This is a genomic window from Carboxydocella sp. ULO1 (assembly GCF_002049255.1).
Taxonomy (GTDB): Bacteria; Bacillota.
The window spans coordinates 1-18,524 of record NZ_BDLQ01000075.1; the positions used below are offsets into that span (position 1 = coordinate 1).

Annotated in this window: 19 protein-coding genes; 2 read left to right on the plus strand and 17 right to left on the minus strand. The window is 47.6% G+C overall.

Annotated elements, in window-relative coordinates:
- Nucleotides 1-66 precede the first annotated feature (66 nt).
- Both ULO1_RS09220 and ULO1_RS09225 read right to left on the minus strand, forming a co-directional pair.
- Nucleotides 67-1,305, minus strand: coding sequence for a cell wall metabolism sensor histidine kinase WalK (locus tag ULO1_RS09220; protein WP_143325442.1), 1,239 nt, complete (start codon nucleotides 1,303-1,305; stop codon nucleotides 67-69).
- A gap of 11 nt (nucleotides 1,306-1,316) precedes the next feature.
- On the minus strand, nucleotides 1,317-2,018 hold the full coding sequence (locus ULO1_RS09225; protein ID WP_174183001.1) for a response regulator transcription factor: 702 nt from the start codon (nucleotides 2,016-2,018) through the stop codon (nucleotides 1,317-1,319).
- Nucleotides 2,019-2,203: 185 nt separating this feature from the next.
- Between ULO1_RS09225 and ULO1_RS09230 the strand changes: the two genes are divergently transcribed.
- Nucleotides 2,204-3,796 (plus strand): multicopper oxidase family protein, encoded by a 1,593-nt coding sequence (locus ULO1_RS09230; RefSeq protein ID WP_159446872.1) that lies wholly within the window; start codon nucleotides 2,204-2,206, stop codon nucleotides 3,794-3,796.
- A gap of 58 nt (nucleotides 3,797-3,854) precedes the next feature.
- Here ULO1_RS09230 and ULO1_RS09235 read toward each other — a convergent pair whose 3' ends face one another.
- Nucleotides 3,855-5,006: a ParM/StbA family protein gene (locus tag ULO1_RS09235; RefSeq protein WP_079907827.1), complete on the minus strand. Its 1,152-nt coding sequence runs from the start codon at nucleotides 5,004-5,006 to the stop codon at nucleotides 3,855-3,857.
- 189 nt (nucleotides 5,007-5,195) lie between these two features.
- On the opposite strand from ULO1_RS09235, the gene ULO1_RS15430 reads away from it, so the two are divergent.
- Nucleotides 5,196-5,447 carry a zinc ribbon domain-containing protein gene (locus ULO1_RS15430; protein ID WP_159071950.1) on the plus strand — a complete coding sequence of 84 codons (252 nt, stop codon included), beginning with the start codon at nucleotides 5,196-5,198 and terminating at the stop codon, nucleotides 5,445-5,447.
- A gap of 39 nt (nucleotides 5,448-5,486) precedes the next feature.
- Here ULO1_RS15430 and dtd read toward each other — a convergent pair whose 3' ends face one another.
- From dtd to tgt, 14 genes are all read right to left on the minus strand, one after another.
- Nucleotides 5,487-5,936, minus strand: coding sequence for a D-aminoacyl-tRNA deacylase (gene dtd / locus ULO1_RS09245; RefSeq protein ID WP_079933437.1), 450 nt, complete (start codon nucleotides 5,934-5,936; stop codon nucleotides 5,487-5,489).
- Nucleotides 5,937-5,947: 11 nt separating this feature from the next.
- Nucleotides 5,948-8,146 carry a bifunctional (p)ppGpp synthetase/guanosine-3',5'-bis(diphosphate) 3'-pyrophosphohydrolase gene (locus tag ULO1_RS09250; protein ID WP_079907831.1) on the minus strand — a complete coding sequence of 733 codons (2,199 nt, stop codon included), beginning with the start codon at nucleotides 8,144-8,146 and terminating at the stop codon, nucleotides 5,948-5,950.
- 36 nt (nucleotides 8,147-8,182) lie between these two features.
- The gene (locus ULO1_RS09255; protein ID WP_078665350.1) at nucleotides 8,183-8,695 is read right to left on the minus strand and encodes an adenine phosphoribosyltransferase; all 513 of its coding nucleotides are present in this window, start codon (nucleotides 8,693-8,695) and stop codon (nucleotides 8,183-8,185) included.
- Entirely contained in the window at nucleotides 8,692-11,103 is a 2,412-nt protein-coding gene (recJ, locus tag ULO1_RS09260) for a single-stranded-DNA-specific exonuclease RecJ (RefSeq protein WP_079933438.1), read from the minus strand. The genes ULO1_RS09255 and recJ overlap by 4 nt, the downstream gene beginning before the upstream one ends.
- An 18-nt stretch (nucleotides 11,104-11,121) precedes the next feature.
- Nucleotides 11,122-12,051, minus strand: a complete 930-nt coding sequence (locus ULO1_RS09265; RefSeq protein ID WP_078665352.1) for a cation diffusion facilitator family transporter — start codon at nucleotides 12,049-12,051, stop codon at nucleotides 11,122-11,124.
- 109 nt (nucleotides 12,052-12,160) lie between these two features.
- Nucleotides 12,161-13,021 (minus strand): protein translocase subunit SecF, encoded by an 861-nt coding sequence (gene secF / locus ULO1_RS09270; protein WP_376738160.1) that lies wholly within the window; start codon nucleotides 13,019-13,021, stop codon nucleotides 12,161-12,163.
- A gap of 13 nt (nucleotides 13,022-13,034) precedes the next feature.
- Nucleotides 13,035-14,240 carry a protein translocase subunit SecD gene (gene secD / locus ULO1_RS09275; protein WP_079933440.1) on the minus strand — a complete coding sequence of 402 codons (1,206 nt, stop codon included), beginning with the start codon at nucleotides 14,238-14,240 and terminating at the stop codon, nucleotides 13,035-13,037.
- A gap of 73 nt (nucleotides 14,241-14,313) precedes the next feature.
- The gene (locus tag ULO1_RS09280) at nucleotides 14,314-14,976 is read right to left on the minus strand and encodes an HD domain-containing protein (RefSeq protein WP_078665355.1); all 663 of its coding nucleotides are present in this window, start codon (nucleotides 14,974-14,976) and stop codon (nucleotides 14,314-14,316) included.
- The gene (locus ULO1_RS09285; protein ID WP_078665356.1) at nucleotides 14,966-15,328 is read right to left on the minus strand and encodes a hypothetical protein; all 363 of its coding nucleotides are present in this window, start codon (nucleotides 15,326-15,328) and stop codon (nucleotides 14,966-14,968) included. Before ULO1_RS09285 ends, ULO1_RS09280 begins: the two co-directional genes overlap by 11 nt.
- A 22-nt stretch (nucleotides 15,329-15,350) precedes the next feature.
- Nucleotides 15,351-16,058, minus strand: coding sequence for a PP2C family protein-serine/threonine phosphatase (locus ULO1_RS09290; protein WP_200803475.1), 708 nt, complete (start codon nucleotides 16,056-16,058; stop codon nucleotides 15,351-15,353).
- A gap of 111 nt (nucleotides 16,059-16,169) precedes the next feature.
- Nucleotides 16,170-16,598, minus strand: a complete 429-nt coding sequence (locus ULO1_RS09295; RefSeq protein WP_079907838.1) for a type II toxin-antitoxin system PemK/MazF family toxin — start codon at nucleotides 16,596-16,598, stop codon at nucleotides 16,170-16,172.
- Nucleotides 16,558-16,890, minus strand: coding sequence for a hypothetical protein (locus tag ULO1_RS09300; protein ID WP_078665358.1), 333 nt, complete (start codon nucleotides 16,888-16,890; stop codon nucleotides 16,558-16,560). Before ULO1_RS09300 ends, ULO1_RS09295 begins: the two co-directional genes overlap by 41 nt.
- Nucleotides 16,891-17,072: 182 nt before the next feature.
- Nucleotides 17,073-17,348, minus strand: a complete 276-nt coding sequence (gene yajC / locus ULO1_RS09305) for a preprotein translocase subunit YajC (RefSeq protein WP_242946678.1) — start codon at nucleotides 17,346-17,348, stop codon at nucleotides 17,073-17,075.
- Between the two features lie 62 nt (nucleotides 17,349-17,410).
- Complete coding sequence (tgt, locus tag ULO1_RS09310) at nucleotides 17,411-18,523, minus strand: tRNA guanosine(34) transglycosylase Tgt (protein ID WP_079907839.1); 1,113 nt, start codon at nucleotides 18,521-18,523, stop codon at nucleotides 17,411-17,413.
- Nucleotide 18,524 lies beyond the last annotated feature (1 nt).

Below are 18,524 nucleotides of genomic sequence, written 5' to 3' on the forward strand. Positions count from 1 at the left end.
AGAGATACCGTTATCCTTGCTAAACAACTGAATGATAATGTTTAAAAAAATTTATTTATAATATTTTTAGCAATTTTCATTCTGAAAAAGGGTACATCGCAAAAAGCATTTTTTAGCAATACCTATACCGTTGTCATTTACAACGATGTGGCTCAAGCCGCCCCGTTGAAACACATTAATAAAAACCTCACCACCTTCCGGAGTATATTTCAAACTATTGGTTAATAAGTTAACAACAACTTGCCCAATTTTTTCCCGGTCAGCAATGATTTCACACGGCTGCCCGCTGAAAGTCAGGGCAATCTTTTTTTTATAGAAATCCCGTTGAAAATTAGTTATAATGTTATTTACCAAACTTGACAAATCAAACTTAACTTTATTGAGTTCTATTTGTCCGGTATCGTATTTATTAAGTTTTTCCAGATCATTTACCAGACTGGTCATTCTTAAAATTTCCTCATGACAGCTGATTAACCGTTCTCTGGTTGGCTCCCAAATCCCCTCTATTAAAGCCTCTAGATGACTTTGCAAGGTTGCTAAAGGTGTTCGCAGCTCATGGGCTATATCTGCAGTTAATCGCTTATTGCTTTCCTCCTGTTCTCGCAAATCCTCTTCCAGTTGTTTTATTGCATAGGCCAATTCTTTTATTTCACTGATTTTAGTATCGATCAATTTATCGCGAAAACTTTGCCGTCTTGACGCTATCTCTTTAGCCGCTTCTACTATTGCCCCTAATTGACGGCCCATTGTTTCAGAAATTCGGGTACTGAACAATAAAACCATCAAAAAAGAAATTCCAGCTATTACTAGCAACGATTTATTCAATGAATTTAAGAAAAGGATGTCATGTTCATTTAAAAAATAAGTATCATAATAACTAATTGTTAATTTCCCAATGGACAAATTATCCGGGCCTTTAAGCGGATATTCTTTAGTAATCAACGAAGGCTTGACAGTTTTAAAATATACCCCTGCCCGTGCCTGGATCTGTTCCAGCGTCTGCCGGTATGTTTGTGGATCAATCTGTTGCGGTGACCACAGGGTCTGACCCTGGCTATCTGTTAGAGTTATTAAATAACCTTTCGCCAACATTTCCTGACCTGATTTGCTGATTTGCTCCCGATTCCATTTACCATCCTTGTAAAATTCGGTAAATTCTTTTACAATTTTAAGATGTTCCTCACTCTGCAGTTCATGGATATAATTTAAAAAATGCTCGTTGATCAGCATGTGCGTGGCAAGGGTAACCAGAAAAATTGTCACTACCGCCAATGCACCATGGGTTAACAGCATCAACCAGCGCAAACGCAGAATTATCAGCCTCCTCCTCCGAATTTATAACCAAAGCCATGCACTGTTAAAATAAACTGAGGGTGTTTGCTGTCCTTTTCAATTTTCTGTCGAAGATTTTTGATATGAGTATCAATAGCACGTTCATTACCGGTGTAATCATAACCGAAAACCCTGATTACCAATTCATCCCGGCTAAAAACCCGTTGCGGGTTTTTACACATGGTTATCAAAATCTTGTATTCACTGGGAGTTAAATTTATATGTTTCCCCTCCACTTTAACTTCATGGGTAATTGTATCAATTTCTAAATAGCCATTGGCAAAAGTCAATTTATCTGACTTTATCTGCTCAGAGTCATCTGTCCTTCTTAATATTGCTCTCACCCGGGCCATTAATTCCTGGGGGCTGAAAGGTTTGACAATATAATCGTCTGCCCCTAATTCCAAGCCATTGATTCTGGATTCTACCTGACTTTTAGCAGTTAGCATAATAATGGGAACCCCGGATTTCTTTCTTATCTCCATACAAACTTTTTCACCACTGATATCAGGCAACATTAAATCCAAAATAATCAAGTCGGGATTAAATAATTGAAACCTCTTCAACGCCTGGCTCCCATCAAAGGCACAATCTACCTTATAACCTCCTTTTTGCAGGTAAGAGGTAATAACCTCAACAATTTTTTTCTCGTCATCTACTACCAGGATTTTCTTGGGAAACGCCAAATTTATCACCTCCTGTCGTAGTTTCAATTATTTTAGTGTAGCTAATTTCTTTCTACGATAATATTCAACAACAAATTTGTGTAGATTTTATGTAAAAACCGTGAAAAATTTGCGAACTAAGTCACTTTCTCTACACAGAATCTCCACATTCGACATGTAAAATGATGTCAAAAGGAGGTAATGCTATGCACAGGATAAACAGGCGCGATTTTTTAAGATATTCCGGCTTTGCAGGATTTTCTTTGCTCACAGGAGGAATCGGAGCTATCCTTGAAGGCTGTACCATTCACTCAACCAAAACACCGAAAAGTTTTGTCACCCCTTTGATTGTTCCTGACACCGCTGGACCTCTAGCTCTTTATAAACCCGATTCTGAAACTTTTAAAATAGAAGCAGGTACAGCGAAATTAAAAATCGTCAATGAGAAAGAATCTTTATTAAATGTATATAAAATAAAACACCAGGAAAAAACTCTAATTAACCCAACAATATTGGTGCAAAAAGGCCAGGAACTCAGGGTCACCCTGGAGAACGGTCTATCCGAAGATACTATAATTCACTGGCATGGTTTAATGGTGGAAGATAAAATGGATGGTCATCCTGCTTATGCTATTAAACCTGGTGAAAGGTATGAGTATAAATTTAAAGTGAAAAATCGTGGTGGTACATACTGGTATCACCCTCATCCAGAAAACCTTACTGCAAAACAGGCATATAAAGGATTAGCGGGAATTCTACTGGTTGAAGATGAAGAGGAACTGCAGCTGCGTCAATCTCTGGAATTGGAACTGGGAAAAAACGACATACCTCTGGTAATCCAGGATAAGCGTTTTGACCAAGCAGGTAACATACTATATAACCCTGATGATATGGAAAAAATAATGGGTTTTCATGGAAACAAGGTTCTGGTAAACTTAACTTTAAATCCGCTCCTCAAAGTAGCCAAAAAATTTTATCGTTTCAGGATATTAAATGGTTCTAATGCCAGAATCTATTGTTTATCGTTGCATAGTGAACAGCGAAGGGATTTTATCCCTATCTACTTAATAGGAACTGATGGTGGTCTTCTTGATAAACCATACAAAATTAATAAATTTTTTATCTCTCCAGGGGAAAGAGCTGACATACTGGTTGATTTCACCTCATTCAATACCGGTGAGGAATTGTTTTTTAAAAGCCTGGCCTTCGACCCTATGGACAATGAAGATGCAGAAAACATGGATAATATGGGTATGCAACATGATTCATTAAAAGCAGGAGAAGAAATTAATATACTCAAAATTGTCATCAACCGGGAAACAGAAAAAACGTTTAAAATTCCCCAAAACTTATCTAGCCTAAAACCAATTAATATTAAGGATTCATTGACCAGAAAATTCAGGTTATCATTTACAGGTAAACAGTGGCAAATTAATGGTCAAACTTTTAATATATCGCAGTTTCCTGTAATTGTTAAGAAACACAGCAAAGAAATATGGGAAATTGCTAATGATAAAAAAAGCATGCCTCATCCGATGCATTTGCATGGTTTTATGTTTCAAGTTCTGCAGCGTTTGAATAGCCCGAAACAAGTACAGGATCTTGCTATTGACCAAAGTGGTCGAACCGCTATGGACCTGGGTTGGAAAGATACGGTTTTAATTTGGCCAGGGGAAACAGTAAGGATAGCCATCGACTTCACCCATGATTTCACCGGAGATCAGGTTTACCTGTTTCATTGCCATAATCTCGAACATGAAGATCTCGGCATGATGCTCAATCTAAAAGTTAAAGAATAAAAAACAAAAGCCCTCAACCCCTTCTTTCGGTACAGGTTGAGGGCGTAATTATCTTTAATTACCTCAAAGACAGTAGACTAAATTCTTCTTTTTCTACACTATCGGAATTCTTAACAAAACGTTTACTCAGTATTCTGGCATTCTTCCAGGCACCTAAAGCATTAAGCATAATGGGGTTTTCGGCAAATAGCAAAGGCACGGGCTCCAATAATTCCTTGATAATATCTTTATATAACAGCGAACCACCACCATATAAAATTAGTCCGGAAATATCCGGCAACTGGATGCCTGCAGCTGTCGCCTTGGAAATAAACTCTTCTATCAATTGTCTACCTTCCTGTTCTATGTACTGCCGACATATCTGATTGAATTCAGGTATTTCTTTGCCATAACATAGTAAATTTCCGTCACCAATAATAACACTATCTACTTTATGCCTTGGTATACTCACTTTATATTCAGTTTTTATGTAGTCTAAAATTCGGTTTGCGGGATCAATGGTCCCACGGTCAATCCCAAAAAAAGTACGCGGTTCCAGATTGTCCAGCACAGTTACGTCAGAGGTTAATGAGCCGATATCTAGCCCCAAAATCATCTTTTCCCCAAAACGGCTTGCCACTTGCTGTATAATTTCTCCTTCTTCATCATACATCAGTGCATTTAAAGCACAGAGACCTTCGGGCTGAATATCCACTTCCAATATATCAAATTCCACTTCCACTCCATTAAATATCGGATTTAAGAATTTAACTTTATGAGTTCCAAGCAAGGAATTACGCAAAATATTAATATTATCCTGTTGATTAGCAAAATATTCCTCGGTTGGTAGCATTGTGCCGAGAATTATTTCTTCTTTTATCTGCTTACAGTTGGGTTTCAGCAGCGAAACTGCAATCGCAGTCAAGAGGACAATTCTAGTTTGCAAATCTTTGGCCTTGCCCTTATGCCGGTCAGCAACAGTCCTCTCTTTTATGATACCTCTGTTAAAATTATAGGCCATTTTTCCGACGAAATATCTGCCCAGATTTTGCCCGGAGCTCAAGATTTCTACTTCCAGGAGATTTAACGGGTTACGAGTATCATCATTTACAACTCTTCTGGCATGCCAGGGAGCCGATATATTTAATATACAAAATTCCCTTTTTGTAGGCCCAATAATTTTAAATGCATCATTACCCAAATCTGCACCCACGGTTAAATAATTCTTCATCGCATCCACCCCTTAAGTTTAGTTTAGCTAAGGTAATTATACCTAATCCAAGTAAACCTATCAACATATTCTGGTTTATTTCCCATTATTCGACATTTATTCTGATAAATCGATTGGTTTCGCTTTTGACATTTACTTGCTTTGTATTTTATGATAACATCAGAATATTTTTTTCAGAGGTGAATCGTTTTGGCTGGTTCAATTGATACATGTGAAAAATGCGGGAAGCCTGTCAGAGAAGAATGGAACTACTGCCCTTTTTGTAAACATCAGCCAGTACTTACCCGCTGCCCGCATTGTCTAAAAAAAGTAAAACTGCGCTGGCAGTATTGTCCTTTTTGTCGCGCCAATATCAAGGGAAACCGCACGACTGCCACAATAAACGCAGAAGCTAATGCCTGGCTCCGAGCAATATTGGAATCCACTGTAGCCACGAAATAATGCCGGCAAAAAATTTGCCGGCATTTCCTATCTGCTTTTTTAAAATATGCGTTTACTGTCCAGCAACATGGTCACCGGGCCGTCATTGGCCAGCTCTACCAGCATTTCGGCCTGGAACTGGCCGGTAACCACTGATAACCCCTGTTCTTCCAGCAAAACCCTTACCCGCTCATAAAGGGCCAGAGCCTGTTCCGGTGGCGCCGCTTCAGTAAAACTGGGCCGCCGTCCTTTGCGGCAGTCGCCATAAAGGGTGAACTGGGACACCAGCAATACCTCTCCACCGCTATCCTTTACCGACAGGTTGAGTTTACCCTCCTGGTCGGGAAAAATGCGGAGATGGGCAATTTTCTCTGCCAGATAGCTGGCATCTTCCTCCCCATCGTCCTGCCCTACTCCTAATAACACCACCAAACCAGGTCCGATTTCCCCAATAACTTGACCGGCTACTGTTACTCGACCGTAACGAGCCCGTTGCACTACTGCCCTCATCCCTCTTCCTCCTATGCCCCTGGTGCGGTCCGCCGAATCTCATAAACATCCCGCACCTTGCGAATGCGATTGATGATATAATTTAGCTGTTCCAGCCCCTTGACCTCCAGGACCAGCTCAATGGCTGCCTGGTTATTGCGCAGGCTGCGGGCTGAAACGGAATTGGCCGAAATCTTCAGATCCGATAGCACTGCCATGACATCAGACAACAGTCCGGCCCGATCCATGGCTGCTATTTCCAGTTTGACCTGGTAATTATCAGTATATCCCTGTTCCCAGGTAACTTCAATAATTCGTTCTTTTTCCGTCTCCTGAAAATTAACCACATTATGACAGTCAGCCCGATGAACCGATACCCCTTTACCCCGGGTCACATAGCCTACGATGGGATCGCCGGGTACAGGGCTACAGCAGCGGGCCAGGCGCACCAGCAGGTTGTCCATTCCCAATACCATGATGCCCTGGTTGGCCCGGCCTCCCCCTTTCCAGGGCCTCACCACATCCTGGGCCTCCTGCAATTCACTGGCTGCGGTTTTGGGGCGCTGGGCTTTTTCCCGCTCCTCCTTGAGTTCCTTGATTTTGTTCAAAACCTGGACAGCCGTAAAAGTGCCATCCCCAACCGCAGCCAGCAAATCCTCTGGCGAGCTGACGGTAAACTTGCGGCAAATCTCCTGTATTCTCTCCTGTTTAATATCCTCCAGTTCCAGCCCCGCTTTGCGGGCCTCTTTTTCCAGCAGCTCCCGGCCGCGCAGGATATTCTCTTCCCTTTTCTCCCGCTTAAACCATTGTTTGATCCGGTTTTTGGCCTGGGGAGTCTGCACCAGCTGCAACCAGTCCCGGCTGGGAGCTGCCTGCCTACTGGTAATGATTTCCACAATATCCCCGTTTTTTAACTTATAATCCAGGGGGACAATCTTGCCATTGACCTTGGCCCCTACACAGCGATGCCCCACATCGGTATGAATGCGATAAGCAAAATCAATGGGTATCGAACCGGCAGGCAGTTCTATTACATCCCCTTTGGGAGTAAAAACAAAAACCGATTCATCAAAAAGGTCAATTTTAAGGTTTTCAATAAACTCCTTGGCATCCCCCAGCTCCCGTTGCCACTCCAGAATCTGCCGCAGCCAGGTCAGCTTCTCATCCAGTTCTCCCGGTTCCTTGATGCCCTCCTTATAACGCCAGTGGGCCGCAATCCCGTATTCGGCAGTACGGTGCATTTCCCAGGTGCGAATTTGCACTTCCAGGGGTTCACCATTGGGCCCAATCACTGTGGTATGCAAGGACTGGTACATATTCTGCTTGGGCATGGCAATATAGTCTTTGAAACGGCCCGGCACCGGCGTCCAGAGGGTATGGACAATCCCCAGGGTGCCATAACAGTCCTTGACATTATCCACAATTACCCGCACAGCAATCAGGTCATAGATTTCAGACAGATCCTTCTGTTGTTGCCACATTTTCTTATAGATCGAATAAAAATGCTTGGGCCGCCCGGAAATTTCAGCCCCAATCCCCACTGCCGCCAGTCGTTCCGACAATTCCTTTATTACCTGATTGATCAGGGCTTCCCGTTCAGTCCGCTTTTTGGCTATCCGCTCCACCAGTTCGTAGTACATCTCCGGTTCCAGGTAGCGAAGAGAAAGGTCCTCCAGTTCCCATTTGATGCGGAAAATCCCCAGGCGGTTGGCCAGGGGAGCATAAATATCCAGGGTTTCGGCAGCGATTTCCTTTTGCTTGCGGGGTGATTGAAACTTGAGAGTGCGCATGTTGTGAAGGCGGTCAGCCAGTTTAATCAGAATTACCCGAATGTCTCTGGCCATAGCCAGCAACATTTTGCGCCAGTTTTCCGCCTGTTGTTCCTCCTTGGAGCGGTACTCAATCCGGCTCAGCTTGGTCACTCCATCTACCAGCAAAGCCACTTCATCCCCGAATTCCTGCCGGATCTCCTCCAGGGTCACCTCGGTGTCTTCTACCACATCATGCAATAAAGCAGCCGCTATGGTTACCAGATCCAATTCAAGCTGGGCCAGGATATAGGCTACTGCCAGGGGATGGGAAATGTAGGGTTCCCCTGACTGTCGTACCTGGCCAGCATGGGCTGCCGCCGCTTTTTGATAAGCTTTTTCCACCAGACTCAAATCGGCCTGGGGGTTAAAATTGCGGATTTTCCGCACCAGGTCCTGCCAGCATTTGGTTTTATCCGCCATCTCCCATCCCCTCCTTTCCTGGCAGTTACTCTGCATTTAGTACTGGACCAGGGAAAAAACCTCTTTATCCCCCAGTTGTTTGCGCCCTTCCAGATAAGTAAGTTCAATCAGGAAGGCCAGCCCTACTACCTGCCCTCCCAGTTTTTCCACCAGTTCCACCGCTGCCCGGGTAGTACCACCGGTGGCCAGCAGGTCATCAACCAGTAAAATTCTTTGACCTGGCTGAATGGCATCCAGATGGATTTCCAGGGCATCTTTACCATATTCCAGCCCGTATTCCATTTTCGCAGTTTCAGCCGGCAATTTGCCGGGTTTACGTAAAGGAACGAATCCACAGCCCAGTTCATAGGCTACCGGGGTGCCGATAACAAAGCCGCGGGCCTCCGGGCCTACTACCAGATCGATTTTTTCATCCCGGAAACGGTTGGCGATTTCCTGAACTGCAGCCCTTAGGGCCTGTCCATCTCTGAGCAGAGTAGTAATGTCCTTAAAACGAATACCCGGTTTAGGGAAATCAGGAATGATGCGAATTTTATCTTTAAAATTCACTTTAGTGCCTCCTTCAGCCAGTTTTCAAAATCATTATAATGCCAGGACCTCAGTTTTTGCAACCAGCAATCCAGCTCCTGTCGCCGCTGTTGACACTCAAGATACAAAGGCGATGCAGTCAGATCTTTTTTGCGGGCAGGCAGGGGTTTTTTGCGCAGCTGCCAGTACAGGCCCTCGCGCCGTAACTCCACCAGGTCCAGTTCGGCAAAAATCCGCCAGGCCATTTGCCAGCCAGGTGCAGGAGCCAGATCAGAATAAAATTCCGGCGTCTCCCGGTAGTAATTGGCCAGTCGTTCCCGGTCAGGCCAGTGTTCCTCTGCCAGTCTGCTCAGTTCCTCCAGCTCCCTGGTGCCATAAAGGAGCCAGAGCGGCCGCCCCGGGACCAGACTGGCCAACCAGAGAGCCAATTCCGGCGTAGCAGGCGGATCATAAAAGAGTACACCAGCCCAATCCTTTCCCTGTAATCGCTGGTCCGGCCGGGACACAAAACCGATATCTTCCAGGGAGCGATTCCGAAGCAACTGCTGCAAAAACTCCCCTTTCGCCGGGTCAGTAACATACACCAGCCAGGGCCCCCTCCCCTCCGGCAAGTTAGCCAAAAAGGCTGGCCGATCGGCACACTGACGCTGGTCATTCACCTGCCAGTTCCCCTGTCCTCCTAATGAAGGAAGCACCGGCTGCCAGAAGGGAGAGCTTTGATAGGGGTTGTCTCCCCGCCAGCTATTTTTCAGATCCTTAACCTGGGCCTGGACCAGCCGCTGCCCATTCCATTCATTTATATCAGGCACAAAAGCAATGTCCAGGCAGCCACTGCCAGCGGCAATTTCCCTTACCATATGGCCCAGTTGCCAGGCTACTGCCTGTTGTCGCTTTGCGCCTGTCCCTTCTAACCACAAACGCAGATGACTGCCTTCTCGCCCGATGGCCCGGACCTCCAGTACTCGCCCTTTGCGCAAAGCCAGGACCGGGATAGGGTTACCATAGCCATAGGGTTCTAACTGAGCCAGTTCCTGTACCAGCTCCTCCGTCACCTGTCCCCAGGCCACTTCCCCTTCAACAAGCAAGTCAGGCACCAGGTCCATTTCCGTTAGCCAGGTATTGGCCAGTTCATTCAGCTGTTCCCGCAAGCGGGGGATCTGATTCCGGTTCAGGCTTAGACCAGCAGCCATCGGGTGTCCGCCAAATTTTGTCAGCAAATCCCGGCACTGGCTCAAAGCTGAAAACAGGTTAAATCCGGGAATGCTGCGCCCCGAGCCTTTGGCTTCATCTCCCTCTAATCCCAGTAACAGTGTGGGGCGATAATATCTTTCCACCAGCCGGGAGGCAGCTATTCCCAGTACTCCATGATGCCAGTCCGTTTGAGCCAGCACCAGTACCCTGTCCCTGGCCAGGCAACCCTCCTCTTCTACCAGGCGGCAGGCAGCCTGGACAATCTGGTTTTCAATCTGCTGCCGTTCCCGGTTGGTCCGGTCCAGCAGACTGGCCATTTCCAGCGCTTCACTTCCCTTTTCTGTTATCAATAAACGCACCGCCATCTCCGCCGAACTAAGGCGCCCGGCTGCATTGAGCCGCGGCCCAATCTGAAAGGCCAGCTGTTGAGCTGTAAGTCCCACTGGCTCAATCCCTGCCACCTGGCAGAGAGCCACCAACCCCGGCCGGGGCGAGTGACGCATGCGTTCCAGACCGGCTTTTACCAGCAACCGATTCTCTCCGTGCAAAGGAACCAGATCAGCTACAGTACCGATAGCGGCCAAATCCAGCAAGGCCAGAGCCTTTTCCCCCAGCAAGGCCTGTGCTAGTTTGAAAGCAATCCCCGCACCGCATAAATCCGGCCAGGGATAATGATTATCCGGTCGTTTGGGATTGACCACCGCTTCTGCTGGCGGTAGCTCCCCCTGTAATTCATGGTGATCGGTAACGATCACTTTCATTCCCAGTTCCCTGGCCCGTACTACCTCCTGGAAAGAGGCTATCCCGCAGTCCACTGTGATCAGCAGCCTGGTGCCCTTTTGCGCCAGCTGTTCCACCGCTGCCAGATTCAACCCATATCCTTCCGTAAACCGGTTGGGCAAATAGTAGTCTACCCTCTCCCCGGCCAGAGGCTTTAAAGCCAGATAGAGCAAAGCGGTTGCTGTTACACCGTCGGCATCATAGTCACCGTAAATGGTGATTTTCTCCTGTCTCTGTAAAGCCTGTTGCAAAATCTCCAGGGCCTTTTCCAGATCAGGTAATTCCAGCGGATTGCCCAGATCGGCAATACTCCCACGCAAGAACAGGTGAGCTGAGGTTAGATCAGTTATGCCCCGGTTCAGCAGGATTCCGGCCAGCAAAGGGGAGATCCCCAGCTGCTGAGCCAGAATTCGGGCCCGGTCAGGATCGGGCCGGGCAAGACGCCAGCGTTTATGCACACTCTCCCCACCTTTATCTCAATCTTGTCTCCCTTCCAGCTCACAGTCATCACAATCAAAACAGCGGGTAGAGCCGTGGGTACAGGGCTCCACATGGATAACGGCATGGGTATTGGGCAATACCTCCTGAATCCGCTGTTCCAGATGGTCGGTAATTTCATGCACCCGGCTAATAGACCAGCTCTGAGGCACTACCAGATGCAAATCCACAAACCGCTCTGAGCCAGCTTTGCGGCTGCGCAGCTGGTGGTACTCCAGGTAATAGTCCCGGTGTTTTTCCAGAATCTCAATGATTTTGTGCTCCTCCTCTTCCGGTAAGCGCGTATCAATAATATCCACAAAGGCTTCTTTAGTCAGATCCCAGGCCGCTTTCAAAATCAGCAGGGCGACGATAATCGCGACCACAGCATCCAGCCAGGCCCAACCCGTTACAGCCATCAGCCCCAGACCGAGCAACACCCCGGCGGAAGTATAAACATCAGTACGCAGATGCCAGGCATCCGCTGCCAGGGCAACGGAATCGGTCTCCCGCGCCACCTTGAATAAATGGGCTGATATCAGCCAGTTTACTCCTGCCGAAAAGGCCATAACCAGCGCTCCCAGCCCCAGCTTTTCCACCTCACCCCCCCGGAACAGTCGGAGTACAGCTTCATAGATTATATACAGAGCAGCGGCAAAAATCAGGACCGCTTCAATAGTCCCGGAGACATTTTCCAGCTTGCCATGTCCATAGGGATGCTGTTCATCCGGGGGTTTATTGGCTTTTTTAATGGAAAAGTAGGCGATCCCAGCTGCCGCCAGGTCCAAACCACTGTGAATGGCTTCTGAAATAACGGCTACCGATCCCATCCAAAGTCCAACTGCCAGTTTTGCCAGCACCAGCAAACTATTGGACAAAACCGAAAGTCGGGCAGCCTGTAATTTGGCTAATCCGGCTCCACCGGCCATAATATCCCCTCCGATATTGCAAAATAAAAGCCGCGGATGCCCGCTGTGCCAGGCCCGCAGCCATATAGGCTCACTATTATTTTACATGCTTTCAACCCTCTTATGCAAGCTATGCTTTTTTAGCAAAGCGGCGCAGATCAAACCAGAGGGGGCTGGCCGTACAGATGGAGGAGTATGTCCCACTTAAAACCCCAATCAACATGGCCAGAACAAAATTGTATATGGTTTCCCCACCAAAGATCAGCATAGCCACCAGCACGAATACCACAGTCAGAACGGTATTGATGGTCCGGCCAAAGGTCTGATAAATACTGGAATTGATTACATCCCCTACTTCCTGATCCTTGCGGCGTTTCAAGAGATTTTCCCGAATTCGGTCAAAAATGACGATAGTATCATTTATACTATAACCGATGATAGTCAAAATCGCTGCTACAAAGGCACTATCCACTTCCAGCTGCAACAGGGAAAATACCCCAATTACCACCAGCACATCATGGAGCAGGGCAGCAATGGCACTGAGTCCAGACCAGAATTCAAAGCGCCAGCTGATATAAATGATCATCAACACAATCGCAATCCCAAGGGCCAGCAGGGCATTGCGCAGCAATTCCTTACCGATCACCGGCCCTACCTTGTCTTCCCGGCGCAGGTTAAAGTCACCGGTCTTTTCCCGGATAGCCTTTAGCACCTCATCTCGATCCTTTTCCGCTAAAGCTACTGTCCGAATCAGAATCCGATTCCCTTCGGCAGCCTGAATCCCGGCATTGCCCAGACCTTTTTCCTTCAGAGCTGCTCTGACCTGTTCAATGGCCGGCACTTGCTTGTATTCCAGTTCCAGCAAAGTCCCGCCGGTAAAATCTATCCCCAGATTCAATCCCTGCCAGACCAGGGAAACCAGACCTGGAACGATAATCAGCAATGAAATGATATACCAGACCAGGCGAGTTTTGACAAAATGCACGCGCACGCTACTGCACCTCCTAAGCCCCGAATAGTTTGCTGTTCTTAACTCCGGCATCGGCAATCAGCCGCAACATCCAGCGGGTGAAAGAAATAGCGGTAAACATACTGGCCACAATCCCCAGGGCCAGGGTGACCGCAAACCCGCGAATGGAAGCTGTGCCCAGGAAATAGAGGACAGCAGCAGCAATCAAAGTAGTAACATTGGCATCCAGAACGGTGGTAAAGGCCCGATTAAATCCGGCCTCAATGGCCGTCCGGACGGTTTTGCCCGCCCGCAGTTCCTCCTTAATGCGTTCATAAATGATAATATTGGTATCCACCGCCATACCCAGCGAAAGGAGGAAACCGGCAATACCCGGCAGAGTCAGGGTAGCATTGAGAGCTGCCAGCAATCCTAATACCAGGAAGGCATAGACCACCAGGGCAAAATCCGCCACCAGCCCCGGTAGACGATAGAACAGAATCATAAAGACCAGAATAGCCACCAGGCCAATTTCCCCGGCCAGTATGGATTTATTGAGAGAATCCGCCCCCAGAGTGGGCCCTACTACCCGTTTTTCGACAAATTCCAGATCCAGTGGCAGCGCTCCGGCCCGCAGGAGTTTGGCAATATTCTCAGCTTCTTCCACAGTACGATTACCGGTAATGCGGGCCTGCCCATTGGTAATGGGCTCCTTTACGACCGGATTGGTCAGCAACTGCTCGTCCAGATAGATGGCAATGGGCTTGCCCACATTTTTGGTAGTAATCTCAGCAAATTTCCTGGCTCCCTCAGAAGTAAAGGTTAAGCTGATTTCAGGCTGGTTAGTATAGGGGTCAATCCCTGTTTGCGCAGTTTTCAGGTCTTCTCCGGTCAAAACTGTTTTCCCGTCAGCAGTTTTAAAGCGCAAAACAGCAGTTTTACCGATCAGGCGAATGGCTTCCTCCGGATCTTTTAATCCAGCCAGTTCTACGATAATCCGGTCCCGACCTTCTGGCTGGATTACCGGTTCCCTGACCCCGGTTTCATTGACCCGCCGGTGTAAAACCTCAATCGTCCGGGCAATAGCATCCTGAGTCACAGCAGTTTCCTTGGTAGCCTTAGCCTGTAGCACCACATGGACGCCACCCTGCAAATCCAAACCCAGGTTGATGTACTTAGTAATCAGTCCAAAGCTGCCGGCCATGACCGCACTTAACAGCAGGACTGTTACTACCAGTGTAATCAGGCTTTTCTTGCGCATGCTAGCTCATAATCCTCCTCATTCTAAGTTTCCCTGTCCATTATAGTCCTTGATGGCACAAAGTGTCAATTCTCTACAGCAATTTCACCCCATTGATAATCAACTCAAATTGGCATTTGAGAAAATCGGCGGCACGGCGACATAAAACCATGCGGGTGAGGAAAATCTCGAAATATTCCAGAACAGGACAGATTTCAGTATCAATGGTCAATTCCAGACTGATCGTCTTGTTTTCTGCATTTACTCGTAAAAAGGAGTGTTCTACCGCATAGTTTACCCGGTCATGGATATCAAAAGTGGCAAAATCCTGATTGCGTACCCGGCTGCGGTGCACATCGGATTTGTCCGCCAGGATAACAGCCGCTGCCACCGGATTAACCGGTATTCCTCGTTGTTCATCATGGTTCCCGATAGCGGCAATCACCAGAGCGATTTCCTCCGGTTCCATACCCAGTTCCCGCAAAATGGGCAGAGCCAGAGTAGCTGCCAGTTCAGCATGGTAATGGCGATTGACTACATTGCCAATATCATGAATATAGCCGGCGATAGCTGCCAGCTCACAAAGGCGCTCCTCATATCCCAAACGTTCCAGTATATTTCTGGCAATAGCCGAAACCAGATGGACATGCCGGTAGCCATGTTCAGTAAAACCCAGCACACCCAGGTGCTCATTGCCTTTACGGATAAAAGCATCGACAAGTGGATGTTTTTTTACATCTTCCAGCTTAACTGTCACGCTGCTGCCCCTCCTCCAAAAAGCTCAATGCTACTGCCAGAACCTGTTCCTCTGTCATAGCATCGGTATTTATGTACAGGTCACAGTTTTCCCGGGCATGTCTCAGCCGGTGCTTTTGCTCTTTCAGCCTTTCTTCACCCCAGGCTACCTGGCGTCGCTGTTTTATGACAGCCAGAGATGCATCAAGATAGATCAGCACATCCGGCTTGGTCAGTTGCCACATAGTGGGGCTAATAGAATGTTCCTGCGCTACGGTATGGGCATGATAGCCCCGGGCTTTCAGCCCCTGTACCAGTGTGGACTTGCCTGCCCCACAGGGCCCGGCCACCACGATCAGCCGCTCTTTTCCCATACCTATCGCCTCCTTACTGGCACTATCGGACGGGGAAGGACAAATCCAGGGTGCGCCATTCTTTTTCAGGAACTTCCCCTACAGTCAATACCACTACTGACATATCATCGGCCGGCCGGCCCTGATCCAGTTCTTCCATCTGGGTAAGCAAATGTTCGGCAATTAAAGAAGCATCAACAGGCTCATAACCCCGTAAAAAATGAAGAAAATCCTCACCATCCCAGCCCTGGCCGGTACGCTTGCCTGCCTCCCACACCCCATCAGTGAAGGCCAGTACAATCAACCCGGCTACCAGCGGCAACTCGGTTATTTCCGGTTTCATGGTCCGCTGTACTCCAATGGGAGCGACATCCCTGCCCAGAATCCGCCCTCCATCGGGGCCGCTGATCACTACCGGACAATGGCTGTTACGGGAAACCAGCAAAGAACGGGTTTGCAAATCTGCTGAAATTAAGGTCAGTTCCGCTGAAACCCGACCATGTTTAACAGCATATAAAAAGTCATGAACCGCCCGGGCCACCGCGCCATCTCGTACTCCTTCGGACAGGAGGGTAACGGCTTTGGTCACCACCAGATTGCTGGTACCTTTGGCTGCCCAGCCACTCCCCTGCCCATCAGCCATGATCACCGATAGCCCACCTTTGGCCCGTTCGACAACTTCCACACTATCCCCGCTTTCCCGGGACGCATATTTGGGCCGCTTGCGCACCGCTATGCGAACTTCCAGCACTAGCCTTCCCCTCCATTGTGAGTGATTGTCCCTTATGTTATTCGTGATTATAATAGAAAATCCTGTCTGCAATAAGCCCGAAAATACCAGAAAAAAAGGGGGATATTATTTTTATCCCCCGAACTCCGCTGTTTTTTGCATTTTTTCCGTTTTTCCCTTTTGATTCAGCCCTAATGTAAAGGCGAGAATAGTATCAATTTTGGCCATATCCTCCTCACTGAGGCTGCCAAGAAAATTAGCTGGTGTAAAATGTCGTCGACTGAGGGTGCGTATCTGCAAGCAAAGAGCAACACATTCTTTGTTGAGCCCATTTTGACCACCAGGGGTGATAGGAGCGGAAAAAAGCATATTTTTCAGGCGACTGTTAGCACTTAAAGGAATAACAGTGATGGTGGGACTGAACTTATTGGCGATTTCCCCTTGAATCACCACCACCCTATGACAACCCCGGGGTAATGTCTGTTCAACCCCTAGCGGTAACTGAAACACATCACCGCGTCTAGGTTGGAAAACTTCTTCCAGCCTTACCAATACTACCATTCCTCCTTTCCAGCCACAGATCCCAGGCTCTGCTAGCCTCCCGGTCCAGAGCTTCCCACAAGCCCAGTTTCTTCAACCACAGCCCAGTACCTGAACACCAGCTCTGCCAGATCAGCCAGGATTTTGAATGCCGAATATAATACCGCTTGGAAGGGGGGTGTTTTAAAACCAGTCTACGCCCGCGTTCTGCTGTCCAGTATTGGCCGCCAGGACCGGTAACCGGCTGAAACCAGGTCAACAGACGTCGAAACCCGCCTTTAAACCAGTTCATCACTTCGTCATATTTAGTCACTTCTCTCATCCCCCTTGAATTTTGTCGTTTAATGAAAATATCTACCGATTTCGTAATATTTCTTTGAAAATCTCTTGTTTTTATTATTAGACGCTTGACTGAATTTTCCTGCTAATTTTTTAAAATTTTTTGTTAGACCAAAAACAAAAACCCGGCTCCGAGTGAAACCGGGTTTCTCCATTTTATTCCTTTTCTTCCCCTTCTTTATAGGCAATGGCGCTTTTGAGAATTTCAATCTCCACTTTATCCGCCACTTTCAGCATGACGGTTTTTTCCTTGACCCGCATAATGGTACCACAAATACCGCCAATGGTTACCACTTTATCCTTTGGTTGCAAACTTTCCAGCAGCTGTTTCTTCTGTTTGGCCTGTTTTTGCTGGGGACGGATTAAAAGAAAATAGAAAAGCACAAAAAACAGCACCAGGGAACCAATATTCATCAATTGAGCCTGATTCAATGACTTTACCTCCCTTTTTTCATGTTGTCCAATATAATTCGCTACACTTGCGGTTATTCCTCCTAGTCGCCTTCATATTTAGCCATAAACTGGCGTTTAAATTCCACAAACCTGTCTTCCAGAATGGCCTGCCGGATTCCCTCCATCAGCCGCAGGAGGAAATAGAGGTTATGAATGGTGGCCAGCCGCAAGGCCAGAACCTCTTCTGCCTTAAAGAGGTGGCGCAAATAGGCCCGGCTGTAATTGCGGCAAGTATAGCAATCACATTCAGGGTCCAGGGGTGAAAAATCCCGGGCATAGGCGGCATTGCGAATCACCACTTTGCCTCGACTGGTCAGGCAAGTACCATTTCTGGCAATTCGGGTGGGCAATACGCAATCAAACATGTCTACTCCCAGGGCCACCCCTTCCAGTAAGCAATCGGGTGAGCCTACTCCCATCAGATAGCGGGGCTTGTCCTTGGGCAACAGGGGTACTGTATAGTCCAGCACCTCATACATCAAGGGTTTAGGCTCTCCTACCGATAATCCGCCAATGGCATAGCCGGGAAAATCAATTTCCACAATCTCCGCCGCACTTTGTTCCCGCAAATCCCGATAGGTAACCCCCTGAACTATCCCAAACAGGGCCTGATCTTCTTTATGATGAGCGGCTTTACAGCGTTTGGCCCAGCGGGTAGTGCGCTCCATCGCTGCCCTGGCATATTCATAACTGCTGGGATAAGGAGCGCATTCATCAAAGGCCATGGCAATGGTGGAACCCAGGGCCATTTCAATTTCCATCACCTTTTCCGGGCTCAGAAAATGGCTACTGCCATCCAGATGGCTTTTAAAAGTCACCCCCTCTTCTGTTATATTACGCAAAGGTCCTAAACTGAAAACCTGAAAACCCCCGCTGTCGGTCAGAATCGGGCGGTCCCAGTGCATAAACCGGTGTAATCCCCCGGCTTCTTTAATTAACTCGTGGCCGGGGCGCAGATAGAGATGGTAGGTGTTGGCTAGAATGATCTGGGCCCCAATTTCCTTGAGCTCCTCGGGCGTCATGGTTTTGACAGTTGCCTGAGTGCCTACCGGCATGAAAACCGGGGTATCAATTACCCCATGGGGGGTGTGCAGGCGTCCGACCCGGGCTTTGGTCTCCTTGCATTCCTTGATCAGTTCATAACGTACCGGCATA

Bases quoted from the DNA above. Each gene is read 5' to 3' on its own strand.
- ULO1_RS09230 (WP_159446872.1), top strand. From the start codon at position 2,204: ATGCACAGGATAAACAGGCGCGATTTTTTAAGATATTCCGGCTTTGCA.
- ULO1_RS09235 (WP_079907827.1), bottom strand. From the start codon at position 5,006: ATGAAGAATTATTTAACCGTGGGTGCAGATTTGGGTAATGATGCATTT.
- dtd (WP_079933437.1), bottom strand. From the start codon at position 5,936: ATGAGGGCAGTAGTGCAACGGGCTCGTTACGGTCGAGTAACAGTAGCC.
- ULO1_RS09250 (WP_079907831.1), bottom strand. From the start codon at position 8,146: ATGGCGGATAAAACCAAATGCTGGCAGGACCTGGTGCGGAAAATCCGC.
- ULO1_RS09265 (WP_078665352.1), bottom strand. From the start codon at position 12,051: ATGGCCGGTGGAGCCGGATTAGCCAAATTACAGGCTGCCCGACTTTCG.
- secD (WP_079933440.1), bottom strand. From the start codon at position 14,240: ATGCGCAAGAAAAGCCTGATTACACTGGTAGTAACAGTCCTGCTGTTA.
- ULO1_RS09285 (WP_078665356.1), bottom strand. From the start codon at position 15,328: ATGGGAAAAGAGCGGCTGATCGTGGTGGCCGGGCCCTGTGGGGCAGGC.
- ULO1_RS09295 (WP_079907838.1), bottom strand. From the start codon at position 16,598: ATGGTAGTATTGGTAAGGCTGGAAGAAGTTTTCCAACCTAGACGCGGT.
- tgt (WP_079907839.1), bottom strand. From the start codon at position 18,523: ATGCCGGTACGTTATGAACTGATCAAGGAATGCAAGGAGACCAAAGCC.